We start from the raw sequence: 15,672 nt of genomic DNA, 5'->3' as shown, positions 1-15,672 counted from the left end.
CTCCTATGTTTAAGAACTTCCAGGGTAATTTTTTGTTGCTTATGGGAACGACAGTATTATTGTCGTGTAATGAAAAGAAACACAGTATGAGCGAAGAGAATATTCAACCCCCAATAGCCGAAAAAATTCCAAAGGAATTAACAATCCATGGCGATACCCGGATCGATAATTACTATTGGTTAAATGATCGTGAAAATCCAAAGGTAATTGACTATCTGAAGGCCGAAAATGCCTATCTCGATACCATAATGGCGCCTCAGAAGAAATTGCGTACGCAGTTATACGATGAGATGAAATCGCGCATTAAGGAAACCGATATGAGTGTTCCTTACCTGAAAAACGGATACTATTATTATACCCGTTACGAAGAAGGGAAAGAATACCCGGTCTACTGCAGAAAAAAGGGTAGTCTGGAAGCTGCCGAACAGGTGATCCTGAATGTTAATGAGCTGGCTGCTGGGCATGCCTATTGTAATGTAGACGGACTCAATGTTAGTCCGGATACTAAGTTGCTGGCATATGCTATAGATACGGTGAGCCGGAGGCGCTATACTATCAGAATTAAGAACCTTGAAACAAATGAATTGTTGCCCGATGCTATTGCAGATGCTACTCCAGGTAGTGCATGGGCCAATGATAACAAAACGTTGTTTTATGTTCAGAAAGATACTACAACGCTAAGGGCTAATCGCATTATGCGACATGAACTCGGAAAGCCCGTAGAAAAGGAGATGTTTAAGGAGAACAATGAAGCATATGCAGTAGAGATCAAAAGAACAAAATCCGGGCAATATATCGTTATTAACAGCGAAAGTACCTTGTCTGCTGAAGCACTTATCCTGGATGCCAATAAACCTGCTGATGAATTTAAGGTTTTTCAGCCAAGGGTTAAAGATATGCTGTATTATGTCGATCATCGGGATGATAAATTCTATATTGTTACCAACTGGGATGCATTGAATTTTAGATTGATGCAGGCACCGCTGACGAAAACAGACAGACAAAGCTGGAAGGAAATAATTCCTAATAGAAAAGATGTTTTGCTGGAAGGTATGGAGATCTTCAAAGAGTTTATGGTGCTTGAAGAAAGAAAGAATGGCCTTACTCAACTAAGAGTTATTGATGAAAAGAAACACCAGGATAAATACATTCCATTCTCAGAAGCTGCATACACTGTTTCTGTTGGAACAAATCCTGAAATGGATAGTAAGGAGCTGAGATACAATTATACTTCTCTTATCACTCCGAACTCTGTTTACGATTATAACATGGAAACAGGTAGCACAGAGTTGAAACGTCAGCAGGAAGTGTTGGGGGGATACGATCCTAAAGATTATGTAACCGAACGCTTATTTGCTACCGCAACGGACGGAACTAAAATTCCGGTTTCAATTGTCTATAAAAAGACTTTTGAGAAAAATGGAAAACGTCCGCTATTGCTGTATGGATACGGGTCTTATGGATTTAGCATAGATGCGCAGTTCAATTCTAACCGCATTAGTTTACTGGACAGAGGTTTTGCTTATGCAATAGCTCATATCAGAGGCGGACAAGAGATGGGAAGACAATGGTATGAAGATGGAAAGTTGCTTAAAAAGAAAAATACCTTCACCGATTTTATTAATGTAGCCGAATATCTTATCAAAGAAAAATATACCGATTCCGCACATATTTATGCAATGGGTGGAAGTGCCGGTGGCTTGTTAATGGGTGCTGTTGTAAATATGAAACCAACACTGTTTCATGGTGTAATTGCAGGAGTACCATTTGTAGATGTAGTGACTACCATGCTTGATGAAAGCATTCCACTTACTACCGGCGAATTTGATGAATGGGGAAACCCTAAGAATAAGGATGCATATGATTATATGAAATCTTATAGCCCTTATGACAATGTACAGCATACAAATTATCCGAATATGCTGGTCACCACAGGGCTTCACGATTCTCAGGTACAATATTGGGAGCCTGCAAAATGGGTAGCTAAATTGAGAGAAATGAAAACCGATCATAACTTATTACTGCTCCATACCAATATGGATGCTGGGCATGGTGGGGCTTCCGGGCGTTTTAAAATGTTGGAAGATGTGGCTTTGCAATATTCTTTTTTATTGAAATTGGAAGAGAGATAAAATTACATGAAATATAGAATGGGCAGGGTTTAACTTGCCCATTTTTTTGGTACTGGATATTGTAGTTAACTTTTACATAAGATAGTAGTATTCCTGTTATAATCAACCCACATTATGCTATCATTTACGCTAAGACTTACCTATGTCGTTATATTATTTCTTGGGCCGTTGACCACTTCCGCCCAATTTGCCAAACCTGTTATGGAATTCGGTACAGCTCAACTAAGCGGTAAAGTAACAATTCCGGAAAGTATTACAAAAGATAGTGTATGGCTGTTTTTGAAAGTACCACATCCATTTACTGGTGAAGTCAGGTTATATAAAACACTTCTTGATACCAGTGGACAATTTCAATTGAAGATAAACACAGAAACAAATCTAAGCAGATGTGCCGTTAGTACAGATATCGATATAGATAATCAGGTTAGCGTTGTGGTAAAAAACGGACGACAAAATACAATTTCATTGAGTTATGGTGATGATAGGATAATTAATAGCGTGAAGACTGACTTTAATTCAGGGTTTACTGATGAAGAACTTCTCCAGAGTCAGAAAAGATTTGAGGATTTGATAATGGAGAGATCGAATAAGCCTATAGAACCATTATATAATAAGGAATTTAGCGGTTTTATAGATCATGCAAATAGTGTTTTGCAGCGGAAACGTACTGTTCTGGACAAGCCACCCTTTATTTCTGAAAAAATGAAGGAACTAATTTTCAAAGACTACTCACTGGCAGTGTACTACATTCATGTATTCGATTACCATAATGAAATGGTACTGAATTATCGAAATACAAATAATCATAAAGCTCCGGATAGTTCAGAGATAAAGACACCAGTCAGGAAGGATTATTCGTTTCTTAAAAATCTCGACCTAAATAATTCAATGTATCTGTATTGCTTTTCATATCCTGTGTTTACACAGGAATTACTAAACAATAGTACATTGAATATCCCTCGAATTCAGGATACTCCCATTCGTGAATGGCTAGTGAAAGTAAAAAATATTTTGGGAGATCTAACCGGGTTGGATCAGGGCTTGTTTTATGATATGCTTGTAGGTAATGCATATGGCATGCAATTCGAGCTTGAACTAAAACCATTGACAGTAAAACAGGTTAATAACATTAAAAGTTATTATAAGAATGGAGATTTGGAGAAAATTCTTCTTGGAAGAAACCAGGAAATAATGAAGCTGGCAATGTTAAAGGAACCAATAGTAATTAACAAAACTCCTGATGTATCTCCTGAAGAGTTAATGAAGGCTATTATTTCCAGTTATAAAGGAAAAACTGTTATTGTTGATTTTTGGGCAACATGGTGTGTACCTTGTATTCAGGCCATTAAGGATTCCAGAGATTTTAAAAAACAACTTACCGATAGAGGCGCTGAATTTATTTATATAACTAATCCCACATCACCTAAGAAATTATGGGAAAAGCATATAGAAGGCATTGGAGGACATCAGTATTACCTGACTACAGAAGAGTGGAAGAATTTGTTGGAAAGCTTCAACTTTGAGGCTATACCCACTTACCTGATATTTGATAAGAATGGAGTGCTAAAACAGCAGTTTACAGGATATCCGGGAAATGAAGAGATGTTAAAACGGATTGAAACCGTACTTAATATAGATTAAGCTATTGGCCAGCCTTGCTGGTATTTAGAAGTCAGGTAGTCAGATAATGGCTACCTGACTTTTTTGTTAGGTAGTAATAGCTTTTTCCGAGCTAACCGATTTACCATAAAAGATCTCAGCCATTTTATCAAAGATGTTTGGATCATCAGTAGTATAAAATTGTTGCTGTTGATTTTTACTTAATCTGCTTTCCATTTCCGGATGTCTTTTTAGATAATCTTTCAGGCTATGGGCTACAATTTTCCCTTGAGATAATACAGTAATACCTCCGGGTAAAAACTGTTTTATCTTTTTCAATAATAGAGGATAATGAGTACAGCCTAATACCAGGGTATCAAGATTATCGGACATGGAAAGTATCTTATCCAGGTATTCTTTCACAAAATAGTCGGCTCCTTCACTTTCGTGTTCATTGTTTTCAATTAGTGGCACCCACATTGGGCAGGCTAATTGGTGAACATTGAGTTGAGGAAAGAATTTGTGAATTTCCAATGGATATGATTCGGAAGATACAGTACCATTGGTAGCCAGGATGCCGATTTCACCGGTTTGAGTAATGGTTCCTACCATTTCGGAGGTAGGTCGTATAACTCCCAATACCCGGTTATCCGGGGCTATTCTTGGTAGATCTTTTTGCTGGATGGTTCTCAATGCTTTGGCAGAAGCGGTGTTGCAGGCAAGGATTACCAGCGGGCAACCCATAGCGAAGAGTTTTTCTACACACTCTAACGTAAACGTATGAATGGTATCGAACCCCCTGTTACCATAAGGAGCTCTTGCATTGTCGCCCATATAAATGTAATCGTACTGCGGTAATTCAGCAACGATTTCCTTTAACACAGTTAATCCGCCATAGCCGGAATCGAAAACACCAATAGGACCCATTATTCATTGTCTTTTTGCATCAGGCCTGAACCTGTGAGGTCATAAATTTTTTGAATTTCGTGCAATACGCCTTCAAAGTCGATCTGCAGATCTTTAAGTAAACCATTATTAAGGTCGTATACCCATCCGTGTACGGTAGGATAACCCTTAGCCACGTACGATTTTTGTACGACAGCTGTTTTAATAACGTTGATGCATTGTTCCTGTACATTCAGTTCAACCAGGCGGTTGTATCGGTCGTGTTCCTCTTTAATCTCATTGAGCTCGTCCATATGCAGGCGATATACATCGCGTATATTACGAAGCCATGGATTCAGGATGCCGAGGTCTTTTGCCTGCATGGCAGCTTTTACTCCCCCGCAGTTATAGTGGCCACAAACAACGATATGCTTTACTTCGAGGTGAACTACTGCATAATTGATAACGGCCATTACATTGAGGTCGGTATTTGGAACCAGATTGGCGATGTTGCGATGAACGAAAACTTCACCTGCTTCAAGGCCCATGATTTCGTTGGTAGGAACACGACTATCGCTACAGCCGATATATAAATATGCGGGTTGTTGAGAGTCGGCCATTTTCTCAAAAAACTCAGCGTCAGTGCGCGTTTTGGCGGCTACCCATTGCCTGTTATTTTCAAATATCTGGTTATACGCAGTCATGTAGGAAAGTTGATTTATGTGCTAAAGATACGCACGAAATCATTTACAAATTTTAGGCAGTTGTTGTTTGATTGGAAGAGGCTAATTGTTGTGCCAGTTCTTCCATTGCATTATTTCGGGCTATTAATCCTTCTTCTTCTTCAAATATTTTTTTGGATTGATTAAATTTAAAAACAAGCCTGCCTATTCCGGCACCCATAATTGCAAAGCCTGGTAATACCTTGTCGTTTGCCATTAATATAAGTCCTAAGATTAATGACATTCCTGCAACAATAGAAGCTCCAACCGGAACCGGGGCCTGTCCGGTAGCCTTACCAAAGGTAGGACGGGAAAGCTGGTCTATTACCGTTTGAATATCCTTACACCGATATCCTTCAAGTTCCTGAACCGCAATAATTTCTTCTCTGGGGGTTTTAATGCTAAGAAGGTAATCAGTAGAGATAATTAGCTGTTTAAAATCCATATTTATATTGATTTATGTAAATGTAATTTTTTTAATTTGATAAATACGGCGCATTATTATCTCTTCGTTGTCTGTCTTGGAAAGCCGGCACAAAATCAGTACCTTTGCCCCTTCAAAATTTACACAGTAAGCATGATCAGTGTTAAAAACGTAACGCTCTCTTTTGGTAAGAGAGTATTGTTTGACGAAGTAAACCTCAATTTCACCAAAGGAAACTGTTATGGCGTAATTGGGGCTAATGGAGCGGGAAAGTCAACATTCCTGAAGATATTATCTGGCGAAATTGAACCAAATAAAGGTACGGTTGAGATCACTCCAGGTGAGCGTATGAGCGTGCTGAAGCAAAACCACTTTGAATTTGATGAAGTTACGGTACTGAATGCCGTATTGATGGGAAATAAAAAACTTTGGGAAATAGCTAACGAAAGAGATGCTATCTATGCCAAAGAAGATTTTACTGAGGAAGATGGAATCCGTGCCGGTGAGTTGGAAGGTGAATATGGTGAGATGGGTGGTTATACTGCCGAAAGCGATGCTGGTGTACTATTGGGTGATTTGGGCGTAAAAGAAGAGATTCATGGCGTATTAATGAAAGATATTGCCGGTAGCTTAAAAGTGCGTGTGTTATTGGCACAGGCGCTCTTCGGAAACCCCGATATCCTCCTGTTGGATGAGCCGACGAATGACCTGGATGTGGAAACTATTGGCTGGCTAGAAAACTTCCTGGCCGATTACGAAAACATCGTTATCGTTGTATCCCACGACCGTCACTTTTTGGATGCTGTTTGTACGCACGTTGCAGACGTTGACCGTGCAAAAATCCAGATCTTCTCAGGTAACTATTCCTTCTGGTACGAGTCTTCTCAATTGATGGCCCGCCAGATCGCCGATAAGAACAAGAAGATGGAAGATAAGCGTAAAGACCTGATGGACTTCATCGCCCGCTTTAGTGCTAACGCTTCCAAAAGTAAACAAGCTACTTCCCGTAAGAAAGCATTGGAAAAATTGGTTATCGAAGATATTCAGCCTTCAAACCGTAAGTATCCAGGTATCATCTTCAAACAACAACGTGAAGTTGGTAACCAGATCCTGAATGTTGAAAAGCTCGAAAAATCAATAGAAGGTCGTAAACTGTTTACAGATGTAACTTTTTCTGTAAATAAAGGTGATAAAATCGCATTCCTGTCTAAAGACCATTTGGCATTAACTACCTTCTTTGAAGTAATTAACAACGAAGCACAGGCAGATAGTGGCAAAATTGAATGGGGTACCACTGTAACCAGCGCCTATCTGCCAAACGATAATGCTGCTTTCTTTACAGATAAAAATCTTAACCTGTTAGATTGGTTACGTCAGTATGTTCCTTCTCACGTTACCGATGTAGATGAGCCATTCCTGCGCGGATTTTTAGGCAAGATGCTCTTCGGTGGAGATGAGATCATGAAGAAAACTGCTGTATTGAGTGGGGGTGAGAAAGTACGCTGTATGATCAGCCGTATGATGTTACAGGATCCGAATGTTCTGATCCTCGACGAACCTACCAACCACCTCGATCTGGAATCTATTCAGTCTTTCAACGAAAGCATGATCAATTATAAAGGTATCGTACTGTTTACAACACATGACCATACCTTCATGCAATCAGTAGCTAATCGTATCATCGAAATTACTCCTAAGGGTATCATCGATAGAATGATGACATTCGACGAGTACCTGGCAGATGAGAGAGTGAAAGCACTTAGAGAAGAAATGTACGGTACTGCAGTACCAGCATAATATATTCAGGTATTACAAGAAAAGCAGAGGGTGTATCCAATTTGGTACACCCTCTGCTTTTTTAGTTTAATAAAGAGTTGAAGTATTATAGATATTCCTCGATTACCTTGAGCTTATTCTTATCCAGAGGCTTTGTAATGTAGCCCATGAGTTCCGGAATTTGTTGCACTTTCTGTATATCCCGAACATCCACAGAGGACGAACACATGATTATTGGAATCGTATTTTTTAAAGAGGTTTTAAGCCCGCGATAGGCTTCAATAAAATCCCATCCATTCATTCGCTGCATATTCATATCAAGAATAATTAGCGCTGGCAATTGGGGCTGCGGGTCACTGGATAACTTCTCCAATGCCTCTTCTGCACAAAGGAAAGAGGTGACTGTCAGGTGGTCGCTTTGCTGTCTTAGCATCTTTGTGATAATGAAATGAAATATCTCATCATCATCAACAACGTACACAATTTTGTTCAAGTCTTCCATGCTTCAGTTTTAATTGGGCTTCATATCAGATCCTGGAATAACAGAAGGTACACTTTAGAACAAGACAGTAATAAAATCGCGTGCTGTTAATCCGGTCAAAAAATGATAATAGTAGCTTACAATACTACCTTCATATGATTCATTTTCTTAACGGGTTAAATGCCAAAATTGACTTTGTTGTCACATTCTATTTCTTTTCAGTATTGGTCTGGGTACTCTGTGGCCTCCGGCTATCATTTGTGGTAGCAAAGAACGTTAATTTAATTTTATTTTTATATATATATTTTTATCAATAACTAATCATTAACAAATCATAATCGCGAAAAAAACATCAAGAAAACCTTGCCTATCGCCTCTTTCAAGCCATAATTCCACATAAAATGCATGAAAAAACGAAGGGGGGCAAAGACTAGTCTTTACCCCCCTTCGTTATATTACTAATGTTAGTTACTCTCTGAATTAGAATAAACCACCTTTCTTCAAGGTTACATTACCCTGTCCGATTTTATAACCATTGTGATAAATTTCAACTGAATAATCACCTGGTTTGAAGTCTGAATTTTGTTTCCAATCCATTGTTACAGGAACTTTCTGACCAGTAACATAAGGAACTGTTTTCTTGGCAGTATAGAGTTTTTCTGTACCATCTTCCAAAGTGAAACGTCCTGAGCCCAATGCTTCTACAGCCAGAGGAGTTCCATCAGGAGCAGAAATCGCAACATAAATTTCTTTATCACCTGTTGGAGCTACACGATTGTCATCCAGGTCGAATGTTACACGCATCATATCTGCACGTTTTGCTTTGGTAGTTTCAACCTCTTTGCCATTATGTTTTACCTTTATAGGCATCAGATGAATGTTGGATGCATGAAGTACAGACGCCAGGTCTACCTTCTTACCCAGACTATCCTTTACAACACCCACTGAATCACGCTCTTTTCTGGCTATATCCCTTTCTCCCGCCAATACAATCTTTTCTCCTTCCAGTCTTTCAATTGTTTGTTGATACCCTTCGATATTCGTCTTCAGTTGTTCAATCAATCTGCGGGCTTCTGCCAGTTGTGCCTGAGTTGCATTTTTGTTGCTCAGAATACTGGAGATTCTGGCTTTCATATCCTGAATTTCCTTGTCTTTGGTTTTAACAAGACTGTCCATTCTGGTATTTTGAGAAATCAAATCATCCAAACGGGCGTTGGCTGCGTTATACTCTTGTTGTAGGGCATCGCGTGAGGAAGCGATAGAATCTATCTGAACATTTTTTTGAGTGATTTGCTCGCTGGATTTATTCTTGTCATACAACATATATATCCAGGTACCTGCTAATGCTGCGATCAAAATGCCGTAAATTAGCCCATTCCGGCTACGCGGTTTTTCTGGTCCGGGTGATCCCGGTGCAGGTGTGTTAAAAGTGTTCTCCGTCATAGTTGTGAGTTTTATGTTTAGTTGTTATATGGTTAAAAATTGTTATTCAAAAGTACTTATAATATTCTTATTTTATAATAGCATAAAAACGTCATTCAATCGTGCTTCCAAATATTGCGTTAGATCAATTATTATTGTTGGACATAGAAACAACTCCGGCTACACCAACACTGGAACTTTGTTCGGACGATATGCAGCAGCTCTGGCGTGACAAAAACGCAAAAACTTTGCCAGTTTCAGGAAACGATGAAACAGCGTGGTTTGACAAGGCTGGGATATATGCCGAATTCGGAAAAATCGTTTGCATATCAGTAGGTTTCTTTAGTGTAGATAACAATCGTTATCAGCTTCGATTGAAATCTTTTTATGGAGATGATGAAAAAGAACTGCTGAAAGAGTTTCTGGAGCTTATCAATAAATTCCATTCAAAACATCAGCGATTCCAGTTTGCCGGCCATAATATCAGGGAATTCGATATTCCATTTATTTGCAGGCGTTCTGTAATTCATAATTTATCTTTGCCCCAACCTTTACAACTTCACGGTTTTAAACCCTGGGAAGTGCCAATGCTGGATACCCTCCATCTATGGCGGTTTGGCGATAACAGATACTATATCTCCCTGAAATTGCTCACTGCAGTAATGGGTATCGCCACCCCTAAAGATGATATAGATGGCAGCATGGTAGGTAAGGTATATTGGGAAGAAAAAGATTTACAGCGAATCGTAACCTATTGCCAGAAAGATGTAGTGGCAGTAGCTCAGTTGCTAATGAAATTCAAACAGTTACCTATCTTACAAGAGCAAGATATTGTTATAGTTAAATAAGCTACATGGATTATCAGGATATTATTAAAGATTGGAAACAGCAGAAATTTAAATCATTATACTGGCTGGAAGGAGAAGAAGATTTCTTTATAGACCAGGTAACAGCGTATGCAGAACACCAACTGCTCCCCGAAGCAGAACGTGGTTTCAATCTGACCGTCCTGTACGGCAAAGATACCGACTGGACAACCGTTATCAACGCTTGCCGCAGATATCCCATGTTTGCCGAAAAACAAGTGGTAGTACTGAAAGAAGCACAGGCCATGCGCGATCTCCTTAAGCTTGAAACCTATATCGATAACCCCCTTTCTTCTACCATTTTCGTTGTAGCCCATAAACAGGGGAAAATTGATGGAAGAAGTAAGCTGGCCAAACTCATAAAAGAAAAAGGAGTACTTCTCTCTACCAAGAAACTATATGATAATCAACTCCCTAACTGGGCCGAAGCTTATGTAAGCAGCCAGGGATTGGCTATTACCCAAAAGGCTGCTATCCTCCTGGTAGACCATATAGGTAACGACCTTTCCCGAATCGCCAACGAAATCGATAAGTTGCTGGTAAATCTGCCCGCCCAAAAGAAAATTGATGAAGGAGACATCGAAAAGTATGTAGGCATCAGCAAAGAATACAATGTTTTTGAACTACAGAATGCAGTAGGACTACGAGATACTACTAAAGTTTATAAGATAATTTCTTACTTTGCTGCTAACCCTAAGGCAGCTCCAATACAAATGACACTGCCAGCTCTGTATAATTTCTTTGCCAAAGTAAACCTGATCTACAGTGTTAAAGGCAACGAAAAGGAAGTGGCCTCCGCTTTAGGTGTGCATCCCTTCTTTGTAAAGGATTATATGCAGGCTGCCCGGCAGTATGGACCAGAAGGCACAGAAAAAGCTATCTTATTATTACATCAATATAATTTGAGAAGCATAGGAATTAACGACAGTGGTGTAGAAGATGGTGAACTGCTTAAAGAGTTAATGTATAAGATTATGAATTAACGATAATACCCTAATTTCCCGACTATCTATGAATACAAGAAAAGTATCCCATATTCTGCTGGCAATTATTTTCCTGCTGATAGCCTGCGCATTCACCCTCTTTCTTGTTGCCCTTGGATTCGTAGCAGCCGAGAAAGTAGTAGAGGATAGCCTACCAGTCAATTCGGAGGAACTATTTAACTTACCGATATGGGGAATGATCTTGGGATGTTTGATTGGTAGCTTCAGTTTTGCACGGTTAGGAATCAGAATGCTAAATACCCGGTATAAGTTTTTTGAAATGCCGGGAGCTAAGAATGGTGTTTTTAAATTATTCCTGTCTATTATCCTTTCTATGACAGGCACCTTACTGTTACTGACAGGAATATATTCGGCCATTAAGTCAATTTTTTTAACACCAGGTAGTTCACCTAAAGTGATAGAAATTCTTGTTAGAACAGTCTTTATTACGCTAGTCGGAGGAGCCCAACTTTGGTTAGCTTACAAAAGAAGAGCCAGTGCTTTTGAAAAACCAACAACAGAATTTTTGGGAGAAATTATCTGACCTCTTATTTTTTGCTTGGCATTAGCCCTGGTTGTTTTATGGTTAAACTCAAGGCAGAAAAGAGCGGCATTGAATAACTAAATGATAGATTTATTACCTATGAAAAGTATGAACAAATCCCACGCAGCCTGGGCCATCGTTAGTTTCTGTATTGCAGCCTGGATGCTGTGTTCAATTGTTTATCACCTGATCACATTATCAGACGAAAGCAATTCTGCAATGCCAGTAGCAACTGCTTTTGGCAAAATTTTTATACAAACAATTGCCCCTTTATTATTAAACTCATTTGTACTTTTCGGATTCACAAGGCTAGGTATAAGAATGCTGAATACCAGGCGGAAATTTTTTGAAACTCCAACTGCAAAATATGCTCCTCTGCAATTAGCAGCATCTATATTGGTTTCCTGCATTGCGGGGATTTTTTTATTTGTTATTATAATTGGAGGGTTGACAGTATTTGGAATAGATAGGAAACTACTTGAACAGGCAGGAACAATAACGATAGCTGGTATTTTATTGGTGATGTTTGGCTTTTCATTAATGGCAGCTCGACTGGCATTTATATTAAGAAGATCGGCATTGAAAAGTATAACAACAACAGAGTTTATGGGAGAAACTATATGAGCCAATTATGAGAATCAATAAAAAGATTTTTGATAATAGCTGGATGTCAATCTGTTTTTTGTCAGTAGTCTGATTTTAATAAAAAACGAATCTCGTTTTTGGGTAAATTATTTTAATACTTATGCAAAAGAAATCTTATCCTCTCTGGGCTATCATATGTTTTATCTCAGCCCTGTTTTGTGCTTTTATGGCCTATTTGTTCATAGAAACATTTTTTTATATGACTCTTGGTCCTGAAGAAGTATCTCAAAAGATTCTTGAGGACAGATTTAGTGCGGTAGCACGACAGCAAAGTATTATGGGTTCTGCTATAATAATCCCTGGTGTATTGGTTGCACTTTTTAGCTTCATCCGGGCAGGTATCAGAATGCTTGGTTCCGGAAAGAAATTCTTTGCTTTTCCCAGTGTTACTTATGGCCCGGCGAAATTGCTTGCATCAATTTTTCTGACTACGATAGGCACACTGTTAGTATGCTTTAGTATAGCTGTGATATATAAAGTTTACTCTGACTATGAAGCAAATGCAATAAGAATTACACTCTTTGTTGTACTTATTGGCGTAGGAGCTGTAATAGTTTGGTTGGCACAGAAATGGAAGAAGTCTTTATTTAAGACAGAGGATGTGGAATTTCTTGGGGAAATAATTTAATATCGATGACCAGGCAAATTACATCACATAAAATTTGGACAATTGTAATATTCGCCCTTTTTATAATAATAGGAGTATTGGTACACTGGCCTGCATACAGGTTAAAGAAATCTGCATTTATAAAAGAAGAAACAGATTTTCTTGGTGAAACCATCTAAAAACTACAATAATTATCCTATGAAAATTAGAAGTCTTTCCCGCAATATCTGGATAATAATTAGTTTCATATTAGCCTCCATCTCAGCTTATTACTTTATTCATTATTTGATTTTTTTCTCAGTCCTATATTATCAAAGATCTGAATTCCGAACTTCAGATTTAGCAGTAATAACTGGTAGACTAAATTATTTAACTATAACCTTTATTGGCTTCTTTGGGTTTGCCAGACTGGGAATAAGAATGCTTAATACAAGGAAGAAATTCTTTGAATTACCTGATGCAAATCGTGGTCCACTTAAAATTGCCGGTTCTATTCTATTTGTAATCTTTGGCACAACAGGGCTTTTATTAAGTATCTGGGTTATTGATGAATATATTGTATTACCCTTAATAAAGGGTAATAAGAATTTAAGTGTAGATTCCTTTTATTCTTTATTATTCCTTTGTATGAGCACTCTCTTTTTTTACCTGGCTTATAGGTTGAGAAAATCGGCTTTTATAAATGAGAAGAATGAATTCCTGGGAGAAACCATCTAACCTTAAAACCAAATCAGTTCCATATTATGAGTAAACGAAGTTTATCCCAACTTGCTAAAGCAATATTTTTTTTCGGTATTGCAATTCTATTTATGATGTACTTTACTTTTTATGTAAACGTATTTTATTCAGTATGGTATTATATAAATAATCTAAACGTGCGTTCATATGGAGAAATTATTACATTAGGACAGTTAGCCATTACTTCTATTGGAACTTTTGGATTTGGTAGGCTGGGTATTAGAATGTTAGATACCGAAAGAAAGTACTTTGAATATCCTCAGGCAAAAAGAGGGCCGCTCAAAATTTCAGGCTCCATTTTACTGATGCTTTTAGGTCTGTTGATTTTGATGTCGGGGGTACTGATTATTTATGACCATAGTTTTCATATAAATGGAGAGTATACTTTCAGTGAAAATTGGCAGACAGATTTCTTTGTTTCACTATTATTAATTTCTTTGTGTTTTTACCTGTTTTTTCTTGCTTATAAATTAAGAGGGTCAGCTTTTAAAAAGCAAAAGTCTGAATTCCTGGGAGAGTTAGTTTGATTATTATTATGAAAGAAAATACTTTAACCAATCGGATCTGGGCTGTTGCCTGTTTTATTATCACTTTAATGTCGGCCTATTGGGTTGTGGATTTTTTGCTCTTTTTTAGTAAAGATTCATTCTGGAAGATTGTATTTTTACCAGGATATAATTTTGCTGGATCACTTGCCATGGTAGGTTTTTTATCAGTATCATTTATTAGTCTTTTTTGCTTTGCCAGATTAGGCATAAGAATGTTGAATACAGGAAAAAAGTTTTTTGAGATTCCAGGAGCAAAGCGTGGAGCTTTTAAAATTGCCACTTCCACATTATTCATATTGGTTGGAACAATTGCTCTGTTGTATGGAATATTGGGCTTCCATCATTTCATTTACGGGCCATTGGTAATGGATGAAAAAGAACAATCAATTCCAATCCCAGCGGGGATTGTTTGTTCTGTGCTCTGTATTCTCTTTTATTATCTCGCATACAGATTAAAGAAGGCCGCATTTAAAAGAGAAGAGTTGGAGTTGTTGGGGGAAAAGATTTGAGAAGAGGAAATATTTTATTTAGATACTATTGGTAGTAAATGTAATTTCTCAGACTTTTTGCGAGCGTTTATCCTCTGGAACTTTTAATTCTGCAAATTTAAAAAATTGTTCCTTAACAATATCTGTTTCACCTTCCGAACAAAAAGCAAAACATCCAAGAAAATGCATATCATCCTCTACTCTAAGCATTGTATCAATTCGATATGCAATTAAATCACTACAATAAATTTCATCCCATTTTTTAAATAGGCGATGTCTTGACGCTTGTTTATTGTCAATAGGATCACAGTAATATATCAATACAACAGTGCTGAATCTCTTAAAGAATGTTCTTATGATATTACATATTGTTGTAGCTATTCTTTTATCTATTTCGAATGGTCTTTCCTTTTTTTTCAAAACATATTCTTCCTCATCGTAAGATGCGAATCCAAAAAAGTATCCATTTTGCTCTAAATAATACAAAACAGAAACACCATCCTCTAACAGTGTCTTCAGAGGCTCGAAATAAACATAGTATTCACAATGTATTGAACTAAAAGCAAAGATATACTGACCCTCAATGAAGTCTTCTTTAACCTCGTAAGGAATAATCATTTTTCAATCAATATTTGGGGCCTTATCTTATTATTTATTTGAAACCTTATTACGAAGATTTTGGAGTAAAGGGCTTTCCCGCATTTTCTTTTTAAGCTCTTGCTTATGAGCTCTTATTTTCTCTAAAAATGCTATTGCTTTTTTATTTTCAGGACTTATTATGATTACTCTAGTCATAGTGGTTAAAATTATTC

Annotated in this window: 18 protein-coding genes; 11 read left to right on the top strand and 7 right to left on the bottom strand. The window is 37.7% G+C overall.

What is annotated here, in order from left to right; genetic code table 11:
* Window positions 1-5: 5 nt before the first annotated feature.
* The gene (locus DVR12_RS22065; RefSeq protein ID WP_116978051.1) at window positions 6-2,132 is read left to right on the top strand and encodes a S9 family peptidase; all 2,127 of its coding nucleotides are present in this window, start codon (window positions 6-8) and stop codon (window positions 2,130-2,132) included.
* Window positions 2,133-2,246: 114 nt separating this feature from the next.
* Window positions 2,247-3,773, top strand: coding sequence for a TlpA family protein disulfide reductase (locus DVR12_RS22060; protein ID WP_116977972.1), 1,527 nt, complete (start codon window positions 2,247-2,249; stop codon window positions 3,771-3,773).
* A 66-nt stretch (window positions 3,774-3,839) separates the two neighbouring features.
* Here the strand turns inward: DVR12_RS22060 and murI are convergent, their stop codons facing one another.
* Genes murI through DVR12_RS22045 form a run of 3 tightly spaced genes read right to left on the bottom strand, consistent with a single transcriptional unit; the run spans window position 3,840 to window position 5,783 of the window.
* Window positions 3,840-4,658: a glutamate racemase gene (murI, locus tag DVR12_RS22055; RefSeq protein ID WP_116977971.1), complete on the bottom strand. Its 819-nt coding sequence runs from the start codon at window positions 4,656-4,658 to the stop codon at window positions 3,840-3,842.
* Window positions 4,658-5,320: a carbonic anhydrase gene (locus DVR12_RS22050; protein WP_116977970.1), complete on the bottom strand. Its 663-nt coding sequence runs from the start codon at window positions 5,318-5,320 to the stop codon at window positions 4,658-4,660. The genes murI and DVR12_RS22050 overlap by 1 nt, the downstream gene beginning before the upstream one ends.
* 52 nt (window positions 5,321-5,372) lie before the next feature.
* Entirely contained in the window at window positions 5,373-5,783 is a 411-nt protein-coding gene (locus DVR12_RS22045) for a hypothetical protein (protein ID WP_116977969.1), read from the bottom strand.
* 132 nt (window positions 5,784-5,915) lie between these two features.
* Between DVR12_RS22045 and DVR12_RS22040 the strand changes: the two genes are divergently transcribed.
* Window positions 5,916-7,559, top strand: a complete 1,644-nt coding sequence (locus DVR12_RS22040; RefSeq protein WP_116977968.1) for an ABC-F family ATP-binding cassette domain-containing protein — start codon at window positions 5,916-5,918, stop codon at window positions 7,557-7,559.
* Between the two features lie 85 nt (window positions 7,560-7,644).
* On the opposite strand, the gene DVR12_RS22035 is transcribed toward DVR12_RS22040, so the two are convergent.
* Complete coding sequence (locus DVR12_RS22035) at window positions 7,645-8,040, bottom strand: response regulator (protein WP_116977967.1); 396 nt, start codon at window positions 8,038-8,040, stop codon at window positions 7,645-7,647.
* Between the two features lie 459 nt (window positions 8,041-8,499).
* Entirely contained in the window at window positions 8,500-9,462 is a 963-nt protein-coding gene (locus DVR12_RS22030) for a hypothetical protein (protein ID WP_116977966.1), read from the bottom strand.
* A 101-nt stretch (window positions 9,463-9,563) separates the two neighbouring features.
* Here DVR12_RS22030 and DVR12_RS22025 point away from each other — a divergent pair, with 101 nt between their 5' ends.
* From DVR12_RS22025 to DVR12_RS21990, 8 genes are all read left to right on the top strand, one after another.
* Window positions 9,564-10,289: a ribonuclease H-like domain-containing protein gene (locus DVR12_RS22025; protein ID WP_116977965.1), complete on the top strand. Its 726-nt coding sequence runs from the start codon at window positions 9,564-9,566 to the stop codon at window positions 10,287-10,289.
* A gap of 5 nt (window positions 10,290-10,294) precedes the next feature.
* Window positions 10,295-11,290, top strand: coding sequence for a DNA polymerase III subunit delta (gene holA, locus DVR12_RS22020; protein ID WP_116977964.1), 996 nt, complete (start codon window positions 10,295-10,297; stop codon window positions 11,288-11,290).
* Window positions 11,291-11,318: 28 nt separating this feature from the next.
* Entirely contained in the window at window positions 11,319-11,834 is a 516-nt protein-coding gene (locus DVR12_RS22015) for a hypothetical protein (protein ID WP_116977963.1), read from the top strand.
* Between the two features lie 108 nt (window positions 11,835-11,942).
* Window positions 11,943-12,458, top strand: coding sequence for a hypothetical protein (locus tag DVR12_RS22010; protein ID WP_147323516.1), 516 nt, complete (start codon window positions 11,943-11,945; stop codon window positions 12,456-12,458).
* A gap of 121 nt (window positions 12,459-12,579) precedes the next feature.
* On the top strand, window positions 12,580-13,107 hold the full coding sequence (locus tag DVR12_RS22005; protein ID WP_116977961.1) for a hypothetical protein: 528 nt from the start codon (window positions 12,580-12,582) through the stop codon (window positions 13,105-13,107).
* 399 nt (window positions 13,108-13,506) lie between these two features.
* Entirely contained in the window at window positions 13,507-13,803 is a 297-nt protein-coding gene (locus tag DVR12_RS27505) for a hypothetical protein (protein ID WP_147323515.1), read from the top strand.
* 26 nt (window positions 13,804-13,829) lie between these two features.
* Window positions 13,830-14,351 (top strand): hypothetical protein, encoded by a 522-nt coding sequence (locus DVR12_RS21995; protein WP_116977959.1) that lies wholly within the window; start codon window positions 13,830-13,832, stop codon window positions 14,349-14,351.
* Between the two features lie 8 nt (window positions 14,352-14,359).
* On the top strand, window positions 14,360-14,881 hold the full coding sequence (locus DVR12_RS21990) for a hypothetical protein (protein WP_147323514.1): 522 nt from the start codon (window positions 14,360-14,362) through the stop codon (window positions 14,879-14,881).
* A 48-nt stretch (window positions 14,882-14,929) separates the two neighbouring features.
* Here the strand turns inward: DVR12_RS21990 and DVR12_RS21985 are convergent, their stop codons facing one another.
* Together DVR12_RS21985 and DVR12_RS27650 are read right to left on the bottom strand one after the other, a co-directional pair.
* On the bottom strand, window positions 14,930-15,478 hold the full coding sequence (locus DVR12_RS21985; protein ID WP_116977957.1) for a DUF6169 family protein: 549 nt from the start codon (window positions 15,476-15,478) through the stop codon (window positions 14,930-14,932).
* Between the two features lie 30 nt (window positions 15,479-15,508).
* Window positions 15,509-15,655 (bottom strand): hypothetical protein, encoded by a 147-nt coding sequence (locus tag DVR12_RS27650; RefSeq protein ID WP_158563335.1) that lies wholly within the window; start codon window positions 15,653-15,655, stop codon window positions 15,509-15,511.
* Window positions 15,656-15,672: the final 17 nt, after the last annotated feature.

Origin of the sequence: Chitinophaga silvatica (genome assembly GCF_003419895.1) — a bacterium.
Lineage (GTDB): Bacteria > Bacteroidota > Bacteroidia > Chitinophagales > Chitinophagaceae > Chitinophaga > Chitinophaga silvatica.
The sequence above is the reverse complement of the archived record's forward strand: the minus strand, read 5'-3'. Positions and strand labels throughout refer to the sequence as shown.

Excerpts from the sequence above, each read along its gene's own strand:
- holA (WP_116977964.1), top strand. The coding sequence starts at position 10,295 with ATGGATTATCAGGATATTATTAAAGATTGGAAACAGCAGAAATTTAAA.
- DVR12_RS21985 (WP_116977957.1), bottom strand. The coding sequence starts at position 15,478 with ATGATTATTCCTTACGAGGTTAAAGAAGACTTCATTGAGGGTCAGTAT.
- DVR12_RS22035 (WP_116977967.1), bottom strand. The coding sequence starts at position 8,040 with ATGGAAGACTTGAACAAAATTGTGTACGTTGTTGATGATGATGAGATA.
- DVR12_RS21995 (WP_116977959.1), top strand. The coding sequence starts at position 13,830 with ATGAGTAAACGAAGTTTATCCCAACTTGCTAAAGCAATATTTTTTTTC.
- DVR12_RS22010 (WP_147323516.1), top strand. The coding sequence starts at position 11,943 with ATGAACAAATCCCACGCAGCCTGGGCCATCGTTAGTTTCTGTATTGCA.
- DVR12_RS22045 (WP_116977969.1), bottom strand. The coding sequence starts at position 5,783 with ATGGATTTTAAACAGCTAATTATCTCTACTGATTACCTTCTTAGCATT.
- DVR12_RS21990 (WP_147323514.1), top strand. The coding sequence starts at position 14,360 with ATGAAAGAAAATACTTTAACCAATCGGATCTGGGCTGTTGCCTGTTTT.
- DVR12_RS22060 (WP_116977972.1), top strand. The coding sequence starts at position 2,247 with ATGCTATCATTTACGCTAAGACTTACCTATGTCGTTATATTATTTCTT.
- DVR12_RS27650 (WP_158563335.1), bottom strand. The coding sequence starts at position 15,655 with ATGACTAGAGTAATCATAATAAGTCCTGAAAATAAAAAAGCAATAGCA.
- murI (WP_116977971.1), bottom strand. The coding sequence starts at position 4,658 with ATGGGTCCTATTGGTGTTTTCGATTCCGGCTATGGCGGATTAACTGTG.
- DVR12_RS22065 (WP_116978051.1), top strand. The coding sequence starts at position 6 with ATGTTTAAGAACTTCCAGGGTAATTTTTTGTTGCTTATGGGAACGACA.
- DVR12_RS22005 (WP_116977961.1), top strand. The coding sequence starts at position 12,580 with ATGCAAAAGAAATCTTATCCTCTCTGGGCTATCATATGTTTTATCTCA.
- DVR12_RS22030 (WP_116977966.1), bottom strand. The coding sequence starts at position 9,462 with ATGACGGAGAACACTTTTAACACACCTGCACCGGGATCACCCGGACCA.
- DVR12_RS22050 (WP_116977970.1), bottom strand. The coding sequence starts at position 5,320 with ATGACTGCGTATAACCAGATATTTGAAAATAACAGGCAATGGGTAGCC.
- DVR12_RS22040 (WP_116977968.1), top strand. The coding sequence starts at position 5,916 with ATGATCAGTGTTAAAAACGTAACGCTCTCTTTTGGTAAGAGAGTATTG.
- DVR12_RS27505 (WP_147323515.1), top strand. The coding sequence starts at position 13,507 with ATGCTTAATACAAGGAAGAAATTCTTTGAATTACCTGATGCAAATCGT.
- DVR12_RS22015 (WP_116977963.1), top strand. The coding sequence starts at position 11,319 with ATGAATACAAGAAAAGTATCCCATATTCTGCTGGCAATTATTTTCCTG.